This is a genomic window from Hahella sp. NS-SX17, assembly GCF_057367735.1.
Genome location: NZ_CM170632.1, coordinates 2960131 through 2979166 on the forward strand (window position 1 = coordinate 2960131; position 19036 = coordinate 2979166).

Here is a 19036-nt window from a genome sequence, read left to right on the forward strand (position 1 = left end):
GAGATATTGAGCGCCATTTTCACTTCTCACGGCAGAAAAATATGGTCAATTATTCACCGCATAGTGTGATTTGCCTGCCCCATGCGCCTTTTGCAACGGTATAGAGCATCTAAGATGAACCCGCTGGGCCCTGACTTTAAAAGGGCGCCAGTTTGTTCAGTCGACCTATCTGGAACGGAACTCAGGTTCCGTAATCCTGCCCATGAGGCTTCATTTTCTTGTGAAGACCCTGTAATTCTTATGCGTAAGCGATGAAAAAACCGGTCGGCCCGCCGCAACGATGAAATTGATCAGCATAACCTGCGTCACCGCGAGCGTCCCAGCGTACACGCCGGTGTTAACCGGCCGTTAACCCGTTTCCCGATAGGATGTCGCAACTGTCGTATCAATCTTATCGGGGTCGACGAAATTGTCCGTAGTATTTCAATTCAAACGATGCATTATTCCTGCGCTGCTACTGTCGTTGACCGCCTGCAGTTTGACGCCGGTTAAGCAGGCAAGCAACTTGGAAAATATAGAACCCCCCGCCGCCTGGGATCAGGCGCTGGGTGAGGGCGTTTCGCTGGAGAGTCTGACAGACCTGATTGCCGACGCGCAGTTACAAGGCATTTTGCAAGAGGCCATGCAGGCCAACCCTGACCTGCGGCAGACGGCGCTGCGTTTGCGTGAAAGCGGGTTCAGTCTGACGGCGCAGAACGCTTCCCGCATACCCGAAGTGTCCGCCAGCGCCAAAGGCGAGCGCTCAGGAAGCGACGAGGTGGACGCCCACAGCACATACTCGGCCGGCCTGAACCTGTCCTGGGAGCTGGATATCTGGGGGCGTCTCAGCGATCAAAGCAACGCTGCGCGGGAAGACTATGCCGCCGCGGAAGAAGACTTGAATGCAGCCAAAGCCTCCCTGGCGGCGCAGGTAATGCAAACCTGGATTGCTTTGTCCTCTGATCAGAGCCGGCTTGCTATTCAGCAAGCGCGTATAGACAGCCTGCAACTCACCGAAACCACCATCCTGGAGCGGTTTCAGAGCGGACTTGGCGACCTCGCCGATCTGGATGCGGCGCGTTTATCCACCGCCAACGCCAAAGCTCAGCTGGAGCAACTGAGCCAGACCTATCATGACCGCCTGCGTACGCTGAATGTGCTTTTAGGACGGTTGCCGCAAACGCCGAATCAAACCGCGGAAATCCTGCCGGAGGTGACATTGCCTCAGGCGGATACGCCTATGCAGGTAATCGGCGCGCGGCCGGATTTGCAGGCCGCCTATCGTCGAATTCTGGCGGAAGACGCTCGCGCCAGCGCAGCCTACAAGAACCTGCTGCCTGGTTTTTCCCTGTCTGCTTCTTTATCCGACAGCGGAGAGCGCGTAAGCGACCTGTTCCAGCAAAGTCCGGCCTGGAGCCTGCTTGGTTCAATGACGGCGCCTTTGTTTAACGGCGGAAAAATCAAAGCTAATGCAGACGCACAGGCCAGTGTGGCGGAGCGGGCGTGGTGGAACTATCGGGACACCCTGCTGAACGCCCTCAATGAAGTGGAAAGCGCATTGGAAAGCGAACGTCGCTTGAGCGCTCAGCAAACCCACTATCAAAGCGCCAGGGAACACGCCGAATCCAGCCTCAGCCACTATCAGGAACTGTACTCCCAGGGGCTGGCGGACATCACTGACCTTCTGCAGGCGCAGCGCAGCCTGTTCGACGCCCAGACCCAGCTTCTGGCGGCGCGCAGCGACCGTATGAGCAACCGAATTACACTGGGCCTCGCCCTTGGACTGACACTATGAACGCGATTGTAAAACCTTCCGCTGAAAACGCTGTAAGCAGTTCTTCAAATACGGATGTTAAAGCTCGTCGAGGAAGAAAAATCTGGGTGTCTCTGTTGGCGCTGACCACAATTCCTCTGGCGTTGTGGGCGACTGCATACGCCATTAACAACAAGCCAGCGCCGATGCCGAGTGAAAAGCATCAAAGCCTGCCCGCAGTGACTGTGGTCGACAGCGCTCCTGGCGCCTATCCCTATCAGTTGACCCTGAATGGAGAAGCGACCCCGGAGTATGAGCTGAAGGTAAAAGCGGATGTGGCCGGAAAAGTGACAGAAGTGGGAAAAGCGTTCACCGCAGGAGCGCAAGTCGCCAAGGGAGAATTGCTGTTCGTCATCGACGCTACCGATTATCGCTCGGCGCTCGCCAGCGCCAGGCAGGCTCTCGCCGAGGCCGACTACGGCTTGCAGCAGGAGCAGCGCGAAGCCGAGCAGGCGGAAAGAGACTGGAAGCGTTCCGGTATAAAAACGCCAGCGTCCGACCTGACTTTGCGCAAGCCGCAATTGGCCAGCGCCAAGGCTAAGTTCGCGGCGGCGCAGGCGGCGGTGGAACAGGCGAGTAAAAACCTGGAGCGCACGCGGGTGATTGCGCCATTCGATGGCGTGGTGGTCAATCGTAACGTCGCCTTGGGGGATTACGTCAATGTGGGCGCTGAAGCCGGGACGTTGTATTCCGTAGAAGCGATTCAAGTGCGTCTGTCCCTGACCCAGCAACAGTGGGGGCTGCTGCAACAGGAGTTGCCGGAAACGGTCATCTTGCGCTCCATCGACGATAACGCCGCAACCTGGAGCGCGCAGGTAGTGGGGCTGGATAACTACATCGACACGACCACTCGTTTGCGTGGACTGCTGGTGGAAGTACAGCGCCCCCTGCAGCAGGATAACGCTTTGCTGCCTGGCGCTTTTGTCGAAGCAGACATTCGTGGCGCCGATATGATCGATGTGTTGAAAGTGCCAGCATCGGCGATCACCGCAGGCGGTTACCTGTGGTATGTGGACCCGAGTGACAAGCTGGTTCGGGAAACGCCGGAAATCCTGTTCGCCGGAGACGAATCCATCTACGTGAAAGCGGAAAGCGCCGCGACCTTGGCGGTGGTTCGCAATCCGTTGGCGGGTTACGCGCCTGGCGCCCAAGTCCACCCGGTGCGGGAGGCGGCGCAATGAGCTCCAAACAGTTCAACGCCGGCGGCGGCTGGGTCGCCTGGTTTGTACGTAACCCCGTCGCCGCCAACTTGTTGATGGCGGTGATCCTGTTGGCGGGCGTGGTAACCGCCTTTGAATTGCGCAAGGAAGGTTTTCCTTCCTTTCCGCCAGATGAAGTCACTGTCAGCGTCAGCTATTCCAGCGGCTCCGCCAAAGCGGCGGAAGAGGGCGTCGCCATCAAGATCGAAGAGGCTCTGCAAAGCGTGCAGGGCATCAAACAGATTACCAGCCAGTCTTCCACTTCCTCCGTGACAGTGACCATTGAGAAAGAGAGCGACTACGACCTCGATAAGCTCAATCAGGACGTAAAAATCCGCGTGGACGCTATCAAGAACCTGCCAGAGGCGGCGGAGAAGCCCGTCATCAGCCAGGCGGAGCGTGTGGATCATGCGATCTGGGCGCAGCTCTATGGCGATGCGGATCAGGATGTACTGCAGGATCTGGCGGACCAATTAAGGGATGAGTTGCTCGCTGATTCTGAAATCAAACGTGTGACGACCTATGGCGACCGTACGCCTGAAATTACAGTGGAAATCAGTGAAAGCCGCCTGCAATCTTACGGTTTGACCCTGGCGGACGTGTCCAATGCGATCAACGCCTCGTCGTTAATTCGCAGCGGCGGCGAACTGCGTAGCGCGGACGGTTATCTGGTTATCAAAGCGGATGATCAGAAGTACCGTCGTCGCGACTTTGAAAGCATTGTGGTGAAAGAGCAGGTCAACGGCGCGCGCGTCACTTTGGGAGACATCGCCGAGGTCAATGACGCCTACGACGACACGCCGGTGCTGTCCCGCTTCAACGGCGAGCCCTCCATCGCGCTGAAAGTGGAGATGGTCGGCGATTCCGACATAATGAACGTGTCGGAGCGGGCGGAGCAGATCACGAAAGCATTTCGCGACACATTGCCGGAAGGCGTCTCCACTGCTGCCTGGTACGATAAAAGCAGCGCCATCGCGGATCGTTTGAACCTGATGTACAAGAACAGCCTGCAGGGAATTCTGCTGGTGCTGGTTCTGCTGGCGTTGTTTCTGAACTTCCGTGTGGCCATGTGGGTCGCTGCAGGCATACCGATTTCCATTGCCGGCGCGGTTTTTCTGATGGGGGATGGGCTGTCCGCCATGACTATTAATTCGCTCACCACGTTTGGCTTCATCATGGCGCTGGGCATTGTGGTGGATGACGCGGTCGTCATCGGCGAAAGCATTCACACTGAACAAAGTCAGCGCGGCGCCAGTGTCGCCAGCACCATTCGCGGCGTGCAGCGCGTACTGGTTCCCGCCACCTTTGGCGTGCTGACCACGATCGTGGCGTTCGCCGGGCTACAATTGGTGGAAGGCAAAATGGGGCAACTGTTCGCCCAGTTCGGCATCGTGGTGATCTTCTGCCTGGTGTTCTCCCTGATCGAATCCAAACTGATTCTGCCGGCTCATCTGGCGCATGTGCGGGAAAAGAAACTGCAGGGGCGCAAGCATTTCGCCGCGCGTTGCCTGGAATTGGTGCAGGAAAAAGTGCGCCAGGGCCTGGAGCGCTTCACCCATCGCTATTATCGCCGCGCTTTGCACGTACTGTTGGAATACCGTTACGCCACGCTGGCGGCGATGCTGGCGTTGTTCATCGTCGTGGCCGGATTGATTCCGTCCGGCGCGGTGCGCTTTGTATTTTTCCCCAATGTGCCCGGGGACGTCATTAACGTGCAATTGACCATGCAGGACGATGTCGGATACGGCCTGACCCAGCGTGAGGCGTTGCGCATTGAGCAGGCGGCGCAGGATTTGAACGCCGAGTTGATCGAGTCCAGGCGGATGGAAACGCCGATCATCGCCAATCTGCAGGTGCGAGTGGCGTCGGAAACCGACGTGTCCATTACCGCCGAATTGGCGGAGCAGAATCTGCGAGCTCTATCTATCGACGACGTGGCGGCCCTGTGGCAAAAGAAAGTCGGCGCAGTGGAAGGCGCACGGGCAGTGAAGTTTATTACCGCGTTTGATGGACCGGAGGATTTACGCGTTGAGCTGGCCTCCAACGATAACGAAACCCTGACGCTGGCTAATGACCGACTTCTCGCCGCGTTGCAGGAGTATGCCGGGGTGGAGAATATGGAGAGCACCCTCAAAGTCGGTCAACCGCAGATTACGCTGTCACTGACCGACTCCGGCCGCGCGCTTGGATTGACCACGGCGCAGTTGTCCGCACAGGTGCAGCAGAACTTTCAGGGGTATGAAGCGCAGAGCTTTCAACGGGGCAAGGACGAAGTGAAAGTGAAGATCCGTTATCCCTCCAGTGATCGCAGTCATGTGGATGACTTGGTCAACGCCCGCGTGCGCACTGACGACGGACGTGTGCTGCCGTTGCTGAGCGTAGCGAAATTGGAGTCGTCTTATGTCGCCAACGAAATTACCCGGGTGGATCGTAAGCAGGTGGCCGTCGTGACCGCGGATGTAGACAAAAACATCACGTCGCCTCAAGAAATTCTAACGGCTCTACAAAACGGCGAACTGCATAAACTACAGCTGGATTATCCCGGTCTGACAGTAAATTTTGGCGGTGAGGCGACGGAGCAGGCGGAGACGAGTTCCTCCTTCATCAAGGCGTTTGCGCTGGCGTTGTTCGGGATCTATGCATTGCTGGCGATTCCGTTACGCTCCTACGGGCAGCCTTTGATCATCATGATGGCGATTCCGTTTGGCGTGGTGGGAGCTATCCTTGGACACTGGATGGTGGGAATTTCCATGAGCCTGCTTTCCCTGTTTGGCGTGCTGGCGTTATCCGGCGTCGTGGTGAATGACAGTCTGCTGGTCGTGGCCGAATTCAACGAAGGCCGCAAAAGCGGCATGGCGGTCAAAGAGGCGGTAAAGCACGCCTGCGCCAGTCGTCTGCGCGCAATACTGCTGACCTCAAGCACCACTTTTGTGGGGCTGGCGCCGCTGATATATGAAACCTCCGTGCAGGCGCAATTCCTCATCCCGGCGGCGGTGGCGCTAGGATACGGTATACTTTTCGCAACAGTCATCACTTTGGTGTTGATTCCAGTATTGCTGGCCATCAGCGAAGATATGCGCAGCCTGTTTGGCGGGCGACGTGAAGAGGTGAGCGACAGGGGCGCGGACAGTCCGACCCTGAACGCTCCCGATGCAGCGATCTAAGAACGGGAAAGTGATTATGAGCGGCCATTTGCGAGTGCTGCTGGTGGAGGACGATATCGATCTGGCCACCACTGTGTTGGATTATCTGGCGCTGGAGAATATGAGTTGCGATCACGCCGCTAACGGCGTGGCAGGCATTAATCTGGCGCGCGCCAACGCGTATGACGTGATGTTGCTGGACATCAATATGCCGCGTATGAACGGCCTGGCCATGTGTCGCAAACTGCGGGAGGAAGGCGTGGACACTCCAGTGCTCATGCTTACCGCAAGAGACACTCTGGACGACAAGGTGGAAGGCTTTCGCGCCGGCACGGATGATTATCTGGTGAAACCATTCGCCTTTGCGGAACTGATCGTGCGCTTGCAGGCGCTGTCCCGCCGCCGTAGCGGCCAGGCGCGTCTGCTGACGGTGGGGCCGTTGCAGATGGACCTTGACCAGAGGCAAGTGCGACGCGAGGGCAAGACGTTAACGCTCACACCCACGGGGTGGCAATTACTGGAAAAGTTGATGCGACACAGTCCGGGCGTGGTGAGTAAAAGCGACCTGGAGCAAGTGCTGTGGCCTGATTCGCCGCCGGACAGCAATGCATTCAAAGTGCATTTGTACAAATTGCGCATGGCGGTGGACAAACCCTTCGCTAATGCGCTGATCCATACCGTGCCGGGGCAGGGCGTTCGTTGCGGTGAGACGGAGCGTGACGCAGAGGAGGCGATTTGAAATTCGCTAAAGAGTTCGGGGTCAGACGGGTTTTTCGCTACTACCTGCTGGGAATCGCGACCCTGATCGTGATCATCTACACGCTGTTGCTGAAAGAATACTTCGGGCGCGGCCTGGAGCAGGCGATGACGGTGGAGATGTATTTTCTGGCCCAGGACTACGATCAGCGTCTCGCCAAGAATCCAGAGGCGGAACTGCCGTCCGGTTTGTATGTGCAGTCCTACAGGGACTGGCCTGCTTTACCTGAGCCTTATCAGTCGCGACTTGTTCAGTCCGAACTGGTCTCCGCTAATCTCGAAGTCCTGTTTCGTAATGAAACGTCGGAGCCGAAAGCGCCAGGGGATATCTACTTCCTGTTTCCCTTTCATCTCTCCAACGACGAGTGGCTTTACATTACCCGGCACCCCACGCCGGGGGCGCTACAGCATGACGTGCGCCACCAGATTTGGCGTATTCGCGTGAGTCAGATCATTCTGGCGCTTGCGGTGATTCTGGGTGTGATTATTCTCACTCATTTGTTTTTGGTTTATGTGGGGCGCCGTGTGGATCGACTGGCGCATTGGGCGCATAACCTGAGCCTCGATACCTTGACGGAAAAGCCGCCGCGGATGGGCTTCGCTGAATTCTCTGATATCGCTGAAAAGCTGCACAGCGCCTTCGCGCGACTGCGCACCGCCCTGCAGCGGGAGAAGGACTTTCTACGTCACGCCAGTCATGAACTGCGTACGCCTATCGCCGTAGTGCGTAACAATGTCGAGCTGTTACAGCGCCGCAATCCCCCAGACGAACTGGCGCCGTCGCTGGCGCGTATAGAACGGGCCGTTTATGGCATGCAAAGCATGACGGAAACGCTTTTGTGGTTGGGGCGGGAGCAACGGGAAGACGCGCCTCGCCGTAATGAAGATCTGGCGTCGGCTATTCGGGAGCAGATCGACTTCCACCGTTATCTGCTGCATAGCAAGCAGGTGTCGGCTACCTTGGATGCGCCGGAAACTCTGGTGACGCTGATAGCGATCACGCCTTGGACCATCATCTCCGCCAATCTGATTCGCAATGCGTTTCAACATACTGCGGCGGGCGTCGTTACAGTGACTTTGAGTGAGACAAGCCTGGTCGTCCATAACATTGATGAAGAGGTGGATGGCCCATCAGAGGCGGCCGAGAGGGAAGAAAGCAACCGCATTGGTTTAAAGCTCTGTCAGCAAATTGCGGAAGCCATGGCCTGGACGCTGCAGATTGACCGTCGCCCAGATGGAATGCGAGTGAAGCTCAACTTTGGAGAGAAAATTAATTAAATAGAGTTTATTTTTTCCTGATGCCAGAGCGCCGCCTTGCAATATGGATGTTACACAGTATAAATTGCCCAAACAGCGTGGCAGTTACTAAAGTACACCTAAATATTCAAACGTTTACAGTAGGTTATGATCAAATGGCCTAACCTAATCGGCTGTACTACTGGCCTCCTTCTTTACTTTCGGAGTAAAAATGGATTCGGTTGCGAAGCGCATCTCGAGTTTGCGGAAAGGTCCTGACGGAGCCCCTGATGGAATGCCTGACGGCATTTCGGACGATCCCTATGATGGCGTCCAACCCGAACGCAATCAGTACCTCCCTTTTTTTCAGCCTATCGTTGATATTAACCGGGGAATGGTTGCCGGTTACGAGGCTCTGGCGCGCATCCGGCGTGATGACGGAACGGTGGCGTCAGCCGGGCCCTTGTTCTCTGACCCCGGCGTTGACCGACGGCGGCTTTTGAATATCGACCGCATGGTGCGCAAGCAGGCGCTAGACACAGCTCAAACCCTTCCCCCCGATTGTTTCCTCACTCTTAACATTTCCCCCGAATGGATGCGCAAAAACGGCGACGAAGAACAGGTTCCCACTATCCGCATGATTCATGAAGCTGGCATTGATCCCCAGCGCGTGGTGGTGGAGTTCACGGAAAATGGCGGCGATGAGGCGGCGTTGGTGGAGCAGGTGGCTGAGTACCGGCGCGCAGGTTTACGTATCGCCATTGATGATTTTGGCGCGGGCTATTCGCAGTTGAACCGTATTATTTCTCTGGAGCCGGACCTCATTAAGCTGGATATGCGCCTGTTCAAGCGCGCAGCGCGCGGCGGCATTTCCGGTGAAGTGGTGCAGTCCGTCGGTTACCTGGCTGAGCGGGCGGGCAGCCAGATCATCTGCGAAGGAGTGGAGACGGAGGACGAGTTTCGTTTCGCCATGGAATGCGGCGCCCGTTATATCCAGGGTTACATCTTCAACCCGGCGTTGGAGCGCTTTCTGTCGCCGGATGCGCCGCAGTCAAAAGTCGGCATGTTGTTGGAGAGTTTTATCCATCGCAAAGTAGAGGAAGAGCGTCGCCATATTTACTACATCCATCAAATGGAAAAGTGCGTGCTCGATATCAAGGACTGCGTGCTGCGCAATGAGAATTTCGTGGGCGCGCTGCCGACGCCGCCGGAAGGATTCTTACGCTTTTATATCTGCGACCACACTGGCGTTCAGATCACGCCTAACATCGACTGGGATGGCTCGCACTGGCTACAGCACAGGGGCAATCAAGGAGTGAACTGGGCCGCCAGACCCTATTTTTATCAGATGCTGGCGATTGAGCGGTTATTGCAGCGGCGGGTAATCAGCTCGCGCCCTTATCGGGACACCAACACCGGCTATTTGTGTCAGACCATCAGTACAGTGCTGGATAGCGAGCGCACCTTGTTGGCGGATATTCGTTACCTGTGTCAATAACAGAGGCGTTCAGTCTTCTCTGCGCCAGTTCATACCCTGTTGAGGCTACATAAATAAATTAGTCGGCAGGCTCTGAGGGGCTTACAATGCGCTGGTTTGCAGACAGTGAGTGTGGAGTCTTTCGTGGTTGAAAAAGTAGATGTGGTCATTATTGGCGCCGGCGCCGCCGGTCTGATGTGCGCGATTACCGCAGGATACCGCGGCAGGAAAGTCCTGGTGCTGGATCACGCCAATAAAGCGGGTAAGAAAATTCTTATGTCCGGGGGAGGGCGCTGCAACTTCACCCACCTGAACTCCACTCCGGCCAACTATTTATCCAACAATCCCCATTACTGCATCTCTGCGCTAAGACGCTATACCCCTCAGCATTTTGTGGAGTGGGTGGAACGCCATGGCATTGAGTATCATGAAAAAACGCCTGGGCAGTTGTTTTGCAATGAGAGCAGTAAAGATATTCTCAATATGCTGCTGACCGAATGCGACTGGGCCGGCGCGGAGATTCGTCTGCAGTGCAGCATCGATGCGGTGGAGCAGGACGGCGACGGCTTCCGTCTGCAAACTTCAAGCAGCGTTATTCAATGCGAGTCGTTGGTGATCGCCAGCGGCGGGCTGTCGATTCCCACGCTGGGCGCATCGCCTTTCGGCTATAAAATCGCGGAACAGTTTGGCCTCAAGGTATTGCCGACTCGGGCGGGACTGGCGCCCTTCACGCTGCAGCCGGACGATTTGCAGCGCTTTGCGCCGCTGTCCGGCGTCAGTTGCCCGGTCTCCGTCAGCGTTAACGGCGTGACCTTCAAAGAACCCATGCTGTTCACCCATCGCGGCCTCAGCGGCCCCAGCATGTTGCAAATCTCCAGTTTCTGGAAACCTGGTCAGGAACTCACAATCGATTTGCTGCCGGACGACGATGTGCTGGCGGAGCTGAAAACCTGGCGGCAGGAGTCGCCCAATAAACGTCTGGAGACCTATATCAACGCGAAGCTCCCCAAGCGCGTGGCGCAGATCTTCACCGAATGGAAAAACTGGAACGAAACCTTCCAGCAATGCTCCAACCAACGCCTGCAGGAAGTCGCAGACGTTCTGAAAAGCTGGAAGATCAAACCCAACGGCACCGAAGGCTATCGCACCGCCGAAGTCACCTTGGGCGGCGTCGACACCGACTGCCTCTCCTCCAAAACCATGGCCGCCAAAGACATGCCCAACCTCTACTTCATCGGCGAAGTCGTCGACGTCACCGGCCACCTGGGCGGCCACAACTTCCAATGGGCCTGGGCGTCTGGGTTTGCTGCGGGTGGGGAAGTTTGAGTTAGAGTACACTGCGAGAAAATTGATAATTGCTCAACTCTACAGTGTTTTATCCAATGGTTTGATCGGAATAAGCTGAGTAGGTTATTCGGCTGATTGTTTGGAATGTGATCTGTGCATAGAATCGACGTCTCTCATTAATAAATGCAGGGTCATGCTATATATCAATATATTTGGATGTATTCTTCTTATTAATTGATAATAAGGTGGAGTTTCCTTGGATGGAGAATAGTTGAAAATGAAACTATATATCTCTGGATCTGTAGGTAGAAATGGAAAGAATAAACCTACTGATGTTAAGCTTATACAAGCACTGCTAAACGTATACAGAAGAGCTAGTGGCGATCAGGCTTTGGCAGTGGATGGGCTTGCCGATAAGACCTTGGAGTTAGGGATAGAAGCTTTTCAGAAGAATTATCAAAAAATTTCTCATTGCGATGCTCAAGTTACTAGTTCAAAGTCTGGTACCTTTACTTCATTGGTGAAGAAAATGAAGTCAGTCCGCACTCTAAAAACTATAACCTCCCCATCAAAAGGAGCGCTTACTTGGAATGCCGAAGGTGGTGAGGGTGGGCGTTATCATAGTCGCGTTTTACATGTGCCCTCAATGTTGTCAGGGTTGACAATTGGAAGAGGCTACGACATGAAAAACCGTAGTAGTGTTTCAATTAAAAAAGATTTGATAGAAGTTGGTGTAGCAGATCTGTTAGCAGAAAAAGTTAGCAAGGCTGCGGGCTTGTTCGGCTCTTCTGCCCAGCGATTTATTATTGAACAAGATTTGTTGGACTATGAAATATCTGTTGGTACACAGTTGAAACTGTTTGAGCTTGTGTATGTGGAATATGAAAGTGATGTGAAAAGAATTTGCGGGAAAAAAGCGGTAAAAAATGAGTATGGTGAGACTGATTGGGATAGCCTCGAACCTGCTATAAAACAGCTATTGGTCGACTTGGCATATAGGGGTGATTATCATGGAACTTCTAGAAAGCTTATCCAGAAAAGTGTTTCAGATAACGATTTTTCTGAGTTTAGGAAAATAATTTCCAAGCAAGAAAATTGGCCGAATTGGCCTAATGATCGTTTTCAGCGCCGTAAAGAATTCTTAGACTCTGTTGCACTAATGAAGAGAAAAGACGGAAAAGGTATGTGTGAGAAAACTTCTACCGAAGGAGTGAAATTATCTTGCCCTCAACCTATAGGAGTGCCTGAATGAAAAGGTATTTTTTAGGATCATTCCTTATATTCTTATTGGGTGCGTGTACGAATGTTGGAACAAGAGCTGAGCCATCTGTGGCTAGTGCTTCTGAAGTTATGCTGCAGGTAGATGGGTATAAGGTTAGAGTAATAGCTGGAGACTTGGAGGTTGATGGCACTTGTCCTAAATTTGAGCTATTAGGCAAAAACGGCGTTGATGTGATTCAGACTGTAGAAGCATGCAAGATAGAAATGAACGGTTACCGAACCCTTGATGCAAGAACGGATTTTAGTTTTATAGAGCTATCCGAATTTAAAGTGGATGGAGAGAGGATAAGTTATAGTGCAGATATGATTGTCCTAAAAGGAAAAGAGTTGTCCGCAAGCTGCTATATTGCTATTGATCAGGGAATGTTGGTTCAAAAGGAGTGTGTGCCTATAGAAATATAATGCTGTGCACCTGAAAATAGCTAGAGCTCTGATATTCGTATTTACATTTTTTCTGTCGTTGAATATTAGCTGTCATGAGTCTCTTATTTGGCGGAACAACGGATCTGTTGTCCTCCATGGGCAAACGCTCCAGACAGAGCTGCAAAACGCCTACGCCGGGTTTGAAACACACGAAGGGCTCTATCTGGCGGGCTTTAAAATTGATCAGACAAGGGAGAACTTTCCCTTCGTCGTGTTTATATCCCGTAATTTGGAGAGGGTGAATAGCTGGCCACTGGAAACGATGGCTGGCCAGTTTTTCGAGTACCAGCAAAAACTATATATGCTGGATGTGGAGGGGAAGGCGTTTCAATTCGAGAGTAATGACTGGCGGCGCGCCAGCCTGTCATTCAAGCCTGACTCAATCATCGTTTCCACCAGCCGGGACATAGTTGCTTGCAACCCCGCGCCTTTGACTAAAATCGTCAACGGAACAGGCAGTTGTTATTCACTGTTCAAACAATGGAGGGTGGATGTCAACTGGCGTGCCGCTCAGCCAAAGATTTGCGACGGGGAATTAATTATTCAAGAGCACAAAGACGGCTCGCCCCACTATCTTGCGGTAGATATCGAGTCGGGTAAGGTATTGAAATCTCTTTATACTGAGAAAGCGTTCTCCGGTTTGTGTCAGGTTAGTTTTTGATGGCCTAATCTGGCTTATCTTTACGATCACTGCCTATATTATCAAGCCCACCCAAGACTGACTCATCAGTGTCGTTTTTCATCCTTAACGACAAATTCCGTCTTTACAAAAGTTAGAATTCTATTATCGCGAGTGCAGGGGATAATCTGAATATTATCCATTGGCGTATGGCCGCTTTTCAGTTTTAGAAATATTCGCGCCTTAAGTTTCAATCATTTTAGAGAGGGAATATTTATGGATATTTTCACCGAATTCAATCTAAATAAAATTAAGGACAGGCAAATAGATACACTGATCGGTCTGAGCAAAGGCATTGTCGCCGATGGAAAGGTTGAGCAGGCGGAAGCGGAGTTTCTGCAAACTTGGCTGGTGCAGAGCAGATGTGCTTCTGATAATCCTATAATCGTTAATTTGTTAGATAGAGTTAGCGTTATGTTGGAAGACGGTGTTTTGGATAATGAGGAGTCCTCCGAGTTATTAAGTGTTCTGAGAAGGATTTCTGGAGACGAGTCTTATTTAGGGGAAGTCGCCAAGGCAAGCCGATTACCCATTATTGAGCCCATGCCGCCCATTACCTTTCAGGGGCGCTCTTTTCTTTTTACCGGCGTTTGCGCGCTTGGAACGAGAGAGCAATGTCAGGAAGCGACTGAAGCGCGAGGTGGAGTGATCGCCAAGAACGTTACGAAGTCGCTGGATTACCTGGTGATAGGAACCTATGTAACGGACAGTTGGGCTCATGAAAACTTTGGGCGAAAAATTGAGAAAGCGATGACATATCGGGATAGCGGCGTTCCTGTCGTGATAATTACCGAACAACACTGGGCCCAGTCGGTATGCATGTAATTGGGTGACAGATCGTATTGGGCGCAGGGATAAATGTCTCTGAGCCCTATATTGACAATGTCAGTACGCCCGATCTTCAGTGGGAAGAAGATCGGCATGCTTCGAAAACACCTCTACTATCCGAGGGATTTTATCTCGGTGCTTGATATTCAACATCATGTAAGTAACAGCTTCATATAGCATGTGGTCGTTGCACTTCTTGAAATCAACATCGAATTTTCTTTTGATCTTTTTATAGTGATCATCGGTAATGGCGATGCCGTTTATATGGTGCGCCATCGCCATGTTCACGTAAGACTCCAGATTGGGGGAAAAGACCATATTCCTCTTGATGTTTTCTGGGAAGTGATCGTATGCGGAGATGCCTAATAATTTTCCGACCACTAATTGGTCTATGTTCTGCGTGTCGGGGCAGTCCAATGTGGTCGGTATAAACAGATAAAAGCGCTGGCGATTCAGTGGCCAGGGTACGGCCACCATATTACTGTAAATTTCCGTCACCTCTTAAATTCTTATGAAATCGCCGTCAATACTGCCCTCATTGGCGGCGCGTATTGAGCGCGCCAAAGGAAGGTTCACCCACTCGATTCTCCAAGGGGCATCCCGAAAAGCGGCTTCAACGAACCTTTGATAAGGCGCATACAATTGCGCGATCTCATCGTTCGCTCCAATTCTCAGCACCTCCCGCGTAGCTGAAGCGGCGCAGGCGGATGCTATGGCGCAGAGCCATAACCCTAATACCGAAAGAGCTTTCATAGTATTATCTACCGAAGCGCATCCTGATGAAGATGGATTGAAGTTTTACAGGCGTCGCGCATATTCAATTTAGTAAACTACGCTGGCAATTAAAGTGTGTTAGGTGAGCCGGGTTGAGGGCTGTGGCTAAGGCGGCAAACTCGCTTTATCCATGTGGCCTGGCGCTTATGAGTAGAATGAAAAGCGACTTCCCTAATCAAAACAGCAGAAGCGTGATGGAGATCAAAGAGGAGAGAGTATTCTTGCTTCAGAAAGTATTTCTTATCGATCAGTCTGAAAAGCTGGTAAAGGCATGGAAAGAAGCCTTTAGTGGTTTTGATAACTTTGAAATCATCCAAGGCGACTTTTTCTCAAAGGAAGCCGACGCGATGATCAGTCCGGCGAACAGCTTTGGCATTATGGACGGCGGACTGGATTTGGCGATTCGGAACACGCTTGGCTTTGAAGTGGAGGAGAGAGTGCAGCGACGCATTCTTGATGACTTTCACGGCGAACTGCCTATTGGCTCTGCTGTCATTGCAGAGACCGACAATGAGCGATGGCCCTATTTGATCGCTGCGCCAACTATGAGAATTCCTGAAGACGTCTCAAATACACTCAACCCCTATATTGCGTTTCGTGCTGTCCTGCTGGCGATAAAATCCCATAACCTCCGTTCGGAAAGAAAGATAAATTCCATATTGTGCCCGGGGCTAGGGACGGGAATAGGGCGGGTGGAGCCTAGAAAGTGCGCGGCGCATATGAGAGTCGCCTACACATCCCTTTCCAAACCAGCGCGAACTCCCAGCTATAACGAAATTCATGAGGTTCATCGGAGGCTTCAGATGGTGGTGTGAAGTAGGGGGTGTCGGAGGACGTCTCAGACTTCTAGCAAGATGAGATTTCCTTTTTCTAGTTTTAATAAAAAGCTACTGGGTTTCTCTATGGAGGCGTCGAAGTAAACTGTATTTGACTCCATTCTGTCAGGTTTTCTGTAGTTTGTTTCTCGTATTATTATCCGGTGGCGCCCGACGCTTGCTCTCGCAGAGTAACCATCGATGGGTTGTTTGCCGTCTCTTGTTGAAGGAATATTACCATCGATATAGACTGAAAACTTGTCAATAATCAGATCTGGATGACGGGCAACAGCAATAGCTATTCTGCATGGATGTGCTTCTAAGTATTGCCTGGTAGACACCTCAAAGAGTTCGTCCTTGGTCTTTCTCTTTTCGACTACCCACATTGTTTTGTCTGTAACGATTCTCCCGTTAATAAAAGGGATGTACAGCCTATCTTGACAGAAGCCTTTGCGCATCTCCAATAAGAAGTTTCCCGTCAGTTTCTCTCCTACCTGCTCTAGAGGCTTCAGCCTCTCATATGGATATTCATATCTATCAAGAATTAGCTCGCCAGACTCTGTAAGCGTATAGCAGGAAATATAGCCGCGCGCCAGTGCGCTGCTAATGCCTGGGGAGGCGCGGGAGGGACTTGACTGAAAGCTGTAAGAAGAGAAAGGGCTGCCGGTGTGCTCAGATCTTGCGATAATCCTATAGAGGTGAAGATCTCTCAGTTCGATGCTATTGTGCATGTTTTCTATTTTATCTGGTATTTGCGCTGTCATGCTTTAAATCCTGATTCATACTTAATTAAAGGCTCGCTTTATGCTCTCATAGAGTACTAGTGTGAGCTAGTGTTTATAGCTAATTCACGGTATATAAGGAAGCGAAATGAAGGGCGGCGTAAGTGTTGGTCTTATCAGATTGAAAACTACTGATTTTAAGAACACTGTCTTTGTTACTTTATATTTAAGCTGAAGGGAATGAGTTATGGATGATGATCTATATAAGCCTCCGGTGAGTGATTGCGAGATAGAGATGGATGAGGCGAAGAAAAGAGGTTTTAATGTTATATGGATATTTGGGCCAAGTTTTTTTGTGTATTTGTTTCTTGCCTATTTTTTAGTCCTTGTTCTATGGAATGTCACTATATCAGTATATTTATTCGAGGTATCTTCGGTTGGTTCATCACTAGGGATTCTTCTGTGGTTGAGGTTTGCGCTCATGGTTAGGCAGGCCAAGTTCCAGCGGCCCTCTTTGATTCATGACTTATTAGATTATACCTGTGTAGCGATAATGATAGTTGCATTTTTGTTCCAGGAATGGAAGGTCGCTTTCATAATCTTCTGCGCCTTTGGGGGCTATGTAACCCTCGGATTAGCAACGATACTATATAGTGAGTATGTGCGGGGAATTCAGATCCGTACAACTGGTCGTGCTTATTATTTTTTGCGCAAGTAGTGATAAAAAATATATGGTGAAATCAGTAATGAGCTGGAGAAGTTGGCTCCTACCTCTGACGAGGCAATCATCCCAGCTCTAGCACCACGATAACCCAGGATTATAACGCTTCCATCATATGTATTATTCAGTGAATCCCTTTGTCTCTCCATGGTGGGGCTGTCCCGATTACATAGCATTGCCTGCGTCGCTGGTTGTTTTCCAGTATAAATCGGGTGTGGGCGGTTTAAATACGTGAAATCTCAACACGTTATTGCTTGCTCTGAGGTATGACGAGATTAAGAGAAAGCCAGCTTCCCTGCTGAGTCCTTTACATCACTCCAGCAAGCTCAATGCTTTCTCTATTCCGCTGTCTTTTCCTGCGTACACGTCTTCCGGTTGCATATAGAGCGCCTCATATTGGGGAGGGACGCCGCTATATTCGAATACTTCTCCTTGAGGGGATGAATAGACTTCGTTGGAAAGGGAAAATTCCCAGCCGTTCGGGAGTTGGAAATCCAGGCTGTCTGAAAGGATGCCGCCAGTGGGCTCTCCAACCAGGACGACATGGGGCAGGCTGCGCATCGTAAGAGAAAATATTTCCGCGCCGCTGTAGGTAGACCCGCTGACGAGCAGGTAAATCGGCTTGGTGTATTGCAGGGCGCCGGTAGGGGCGAGAAAGACTTCGTGGGAGTTAGCGTAACCGTTTGGAGAATGCGCTTTTTTACTGAAAGCGAGTTGACGTTGCTGAGCGAAGCGGCCGGCGATTTCCATCGCACTACTATCGTAACCACCGTTATTGCGACGGACATCGATGATCAATGCGTCAGTGTTGTACAGGGCGTTGATGGCGTTATCCAAAGCCGCTTGAAGAGCCTGAAAATGCATTTCAAATGGCGCGTTCTCATCTTCTCCATAACCCAGCATAGACTCAATGAGTAAATAGCCAACACTCTTTCCTGTGGCGTCGAGATCAATCAAGCCATAGCAAATCTGGTCGTTGGCGATGCAGTCCGCCTCATTCAGATAATCAATCAGATTCTGGGAGTTTTTGTCATTGATTTCGTTATAGAACGCCAAGAGGCGAGACTCGTAGAAAGCGCTGAAATCGTCATACTCACTCTGAGCCTCGAAATTTTCCCTTAACGTTTCGTCGGAATTGTGCTCATTGAAATAAGTGTAAAGACGGCGCACCCAAGCCGGTGACTCTTCGGGAGAAAATTCCTCGTCCTCCTTAATCAGGTTGATATGTCCATCGTCCAGGGAAGACAGCATTTCCTTGAACAGATTAAAAAGCGCCTGATCGTCATTCACCTCAGACAGCTTGCTGCGACTGTTTTCATTGGTTTGCGCCCAGTTCACGCCTCGTAGGTCGAAAAATGCGTAGTAGTCATTAAAGGTGTGCCAAAACACCTCATAGTTGGCTTGGTAGTCGGTGGTGGGCGCCTGTAAGCCATCACGACAACTTTCGGGAAGTTGGGGCAGCTTGTGACGCGTATAGGGATGCGTATCCGTGGGGATACGTTGCGGCAGGGTGTTAAAGCGTTGGCCGTCACCGCTGAGAGATACCTCTTTCAACAGCTGATCGGCCATGGCGAGAGGCAGTTCGGCGGTGAGGAGGCAATTGTTGCGATTGCTCTGGTATACAGTCACGGTACTGTCGCCAAACTCGATAATCTGCCCATATCCCTGCTGCTCCCACACTCCGGTCAATTCAGAGGCAGGTATTATTTTGGACTCTTTGTCGGGCGTATTGGATGAGCCGTTATCATTGCACGCTGTAACCAGCGCCGCCATCAAGGTCACGCCGGCGAGCCGGGGCATCGGCAGGCGTTGGGGTTTTATTTTAGGGAGTTGAATTTTCACAATATTCTCCTCAAGTGATGTGAACTTGAAGGGAATTATCATGATCTCTCTGAAGAAATTC

At 51.8% G+C, this 19036-nt stretch carries 17 protein-coding genes; 13 read left to right on the forward strand and 4 right to left on the reverse strand.

Going from position 1 to position 19036, the window contains the following annotated elements; translation table 11 throughout:
* The first annotated feature begins 505 nt into the window (after positions 1–505).
* The 11 genes from AC2IBB_RS13425 (at position 506) to AC2IBB_RS13475 (ending at position 14098) form a co-directional block, all read left to right on the forward strand.
* A complete protein-coding gene (locus AC2IBB_RS13425; RefSeq protein ID WP_486333341.1) occupies positions 506–1774 on the forward strand; it encodes a TolC family protein in 1269 nt (422 codons plus the stop codon).
* The gene (locus AC2IBB_RS13430) at positions 1771–2973 is read left to right on the forward strand and encodes an efflux RND transporter periplasmic adaptor subunit (protein WP_486333342.1); all 1203 of its coding nucleotides are present in this window, start codon (positions 1771–1773) and stop codon (positions 2971–2973) included. Before AC2IBB_RS13425 ends, AC2IBB_RS13430 begins: the two co-directional genes overlap by 4 nt.
* Entirely contained in the window at positions 2970–6155 is a 3186-nt protein-coding gene (locus AC2IBB_RS13435) for an efflux RND transporter permease subunit (protein ID WP_486333343.1), read from the forward strand. Before AC2IBB_RS13430 ends, AC2IBB_RS13435 begins: the two co-directional genes overlap by 4 nt.
* Before the next feature lie 16 nt (positions 6156–6171).
* Positions 6172–6873 carry a response regulator transcription factor gene (locus AC2IBB_RS13440; protein ID WP_486333344.1) on the forward strand — a complete coding sequence of 234 codons (702 nt, stop codon included), beginning with the start codon at positions 6172–6174 and terminating at the stop codon, positions 6871–6873.
* The gene (locus AC2IBB_RS13445; RefSeq protein WP_486333345.1) at positions 6870–8168 is read left to right on the forward strand and encodes a sensor histidine kinase; all 1299 of its coding nucleotides are present in this window, start codon (positions 6870–6872) and stop codon (positions 8166–8168) included. The genes AC2IBB_RS13440 and AC2IBB_RS13445 overlap by 4 nt, the downstream gene beginning before the upstream one ends.
* 253 nt (positions 8169–8421) lie before the next feature.
* On the forward strand, positions 8422–9624 hold the full coding sequence (locus AC2IBB_RS13450; RefSeq protein WP_486333346.1) for an EAL domain-containing protein: 1203 nt from the start codon (positions 8422–8424) through the stop codon (positions 9622–9624).
* A gap of 174 nt (positions 9625–9798) precedes the next feature.
* A complete protein-coding gene (locus tag AC2IBB_RS13455) occupies positions 9799–10929 on the forward strand; it encodes a BaiN/RdsA family NAD(P)/FAD-dependent oxidoreductase (protein WP_486333959.1) in 1131 nt (376 codons plus the stop codon).
* Positions 10930–11167: 238 nt separating this feature from the next.
* Positions 11168–12142, forward strand: coding sequence for a hypothetical protein (locus AC2IBB_RS13460; protein WP_486333347.1), 975 nt, complete (start codon positions 11168–11170; stop codon positions 12140–12142).
* On the forward strand, positions 12139–12573 hold the full coding sequence (locus AC2IBB_RS13465; protein WP_486333348.1) for a hypothetical protein: 435 nt from the start codon (positions 12139–12141) through the stop codon (positions 12571–12573). The genes AC2IBB_RS13460 and AC2IBB_RS13465 overlap by 4 nt, the downstream gene beginning before the upstream one ends.
* 259 nt (positions 12574–12832) lie before the next feature.
* Positions 12833–13255 carry a hypothetical protein gene (locus AC2IBB_RS13470; RefSeq protein ID WP_486333349.1) on the forward strand — a complete coding sequence of 141 codons (423 nt, stop codon included), beginning with the start codon at positions 12833–12835 and terminating at the stop codon, positions 13253–13255.
* A gap of 234 nt (positions 13256–13489) precedes the next feature.
* Entirely contained in the window at positions 13490–14098 is a 609-nt protein-coding gene (locus tag AC2IBB_RS13475) for a BRCT domain-containing protein (RefSeq protein WP_486333350.1), read from the forward strand.
* Positions 14099–14158: 60 nt separating this feature from the next.
* Here the strand turns inward: AC2IBB_RS13475 and AC2IBB_RS13480 are convergent, their stop codons facing one another.
* Positions 14159–14578, reverse strand: a complete 420-nt coding sequence (locus AC2IBB_RS13480) for a hypothetical protein (RefSeq protein WP_486333351.1) — start codon at positions 14576–14578, stop codon at positions 14159–14161.
* 24 nt (positions 14579–14602) lie between these two features.
* The gene (locus AC2IBB_RS13485) at positions 14603–14854 is read right to left on the reverse strand and encodes a hypothetical protein (protein ID WP_486333352.1); all 252 of its coding nucleotides are present in this window, start codon (positions 14852–14854) and stop codon (positions 14603–14605) included.
* A 242-nt stretch (positions 14855–15096) separates the two neighbouring features.
* On the opposite strand from AC2IBB_RS13485, the gene AC2IBB_RS13490 reads away from it, so the two are divergent.
* Positions 15097–15690, forward strand: a complete 594-nt coding sequence (locus AC2IBB_RS13490) for a macro domain-containing protein (RefSeq protein WP_486333353.1) — start codon at positions 15097–15099, stop codon at positions 15688–15690.
* A 23-nt stretch (positions 15691–15713) separates the two neighbouring features.
* Here AC2IBB_RS13490 and AC2IBB_RS13495 read toward each other — a convergent pair whose 3' ends face one another.
* Positions 15714–16454: a hypothetical protein gene (locus tag AC2IBB_RS13495; protein WP_486333354.1), complete on the reverse strand. Its 741-nt coding sequence runs from the start codon at positions 16452–16454 to the stop codon at positions 15714–15716.
* A 205-nt stretch (positions 16455–16659) separates the two neighbouring features.
* Here AC2IBB_RS13495 and AC2IBB_RS13500 point away from each other — a divergent pair, with 205 nt between their 5' ends.
* Complete coding sequence (locus AC2IBB_RS13500) at positions 16660–17130, forward strand: hypothetical protein (protein ID WP_486333355.1); 471 nt, start codon at positions 16660–16662, stop codon at positions 17128–17130.
* A 315-nt stretch (positions 17131–17445) separates the two neighbouring features.
* Here AC2IBB_RS13500 and AC2IBB_RS13505 read toward each other — a convergent pair whose 3' ends face one another.
* A complete protein-coding gene (locus AC2IBB_RS13505; RefSeq protein WP_486333356.1) occupies positions 17446–18975 on the reverse strand; it encodes a S41 family peptidase in 1530 nt (509 codons plus the stop codon).
* Positions 18976–19036 lie beyond the last annotated feature (61 nt).

Bases quoted from the DNA above. Each gene is read 5' to 3' on its own strand.
- AC2IBB_RS13430 (WP_486333342.1), top strand. From the start codon at position 1,771: ATGAACGCGATTGTAAAACCTTCCGCTGAAAACGCTGTAAGCAGTTCT.
- AC2IBB_RS13465 (WP_486333348.1), top strand. From the start codon at position 12,139: ATGAAAAGGTATTTTTTAGGATCATTCCTTATATTCTTATTGGGTGCG.
- AC2IBB_RS13460 (WP_486333347.1), top strand. From the start codon at position 11,168: ATGAAACTATATATCTCTGGATCTGTAGGTAGAAATGGAAAGAATAAA.
- AC2IBB_RS13500 (WP_486333355.1), top strand. From the start codon at position 16,660: ATGGATGATGATCTATATAAGCCTCCGGTGAGTGATTGCGAGATAGAG.
- AC2IBB_RS13450 (WP_486333346.1), top strand. From the start codon at position 8,422: ATGCCTGACGGCATTTCGGACGATCCCTATGATGGCGTCCAACCCGAA.
- AC2IBB_RS13435 (WP_486333343.1), top strand. From the start codon at position 2,970: ATGAGCTCCAAACAGTTCAACGCCGGCGGCGGCTGGGTCGCCTGGTTT.
- AC2IBB_RS13475 (WP_486333350.1), top strand. From the start codon at position 13,490: ATGGATATTTTCACCGAATTCAATCTAAATAAAATTAAGGACAGGCAA.
- AC2IBB_RS13440 (WP_486333344.1), top strand. From the start codon at position 6,172: ATGAGCGGCCATTTGCGAGTGCTGCTGGTGGAGGACGATATCGATCTG.
- AC2IBB_RS13485 (WP_486333352.1), bottom strand. From the start codon at position 14,854: ATGAAAGCTCTTTCGGTATTAGGGTTATGGCTCTGCGCCATAGCATCC.
- AC2IBB_RS13455 (WP_486333959.1), top strand. From the start codon at position 9,799: ATGTGCGCGATTACCGCAGGATACCGCGGCAGGAAAGTCCTGGTGCTG.
- AC2IBB_RS13480 (WP_486333351.1), bottom strand. From the start codon at position 14,578: ATGGTGGCCGTACCCTGGCCACTGAATCGCCAGCGCTTTTATCTGTTT.
- AC2IBB_RS13495 (WP_486333354.1), bottom strand. From the start codon at position 16,454: ATGACAGCGCAAATACCAGATAAAATAGAAAACATGCACAATAGCATC.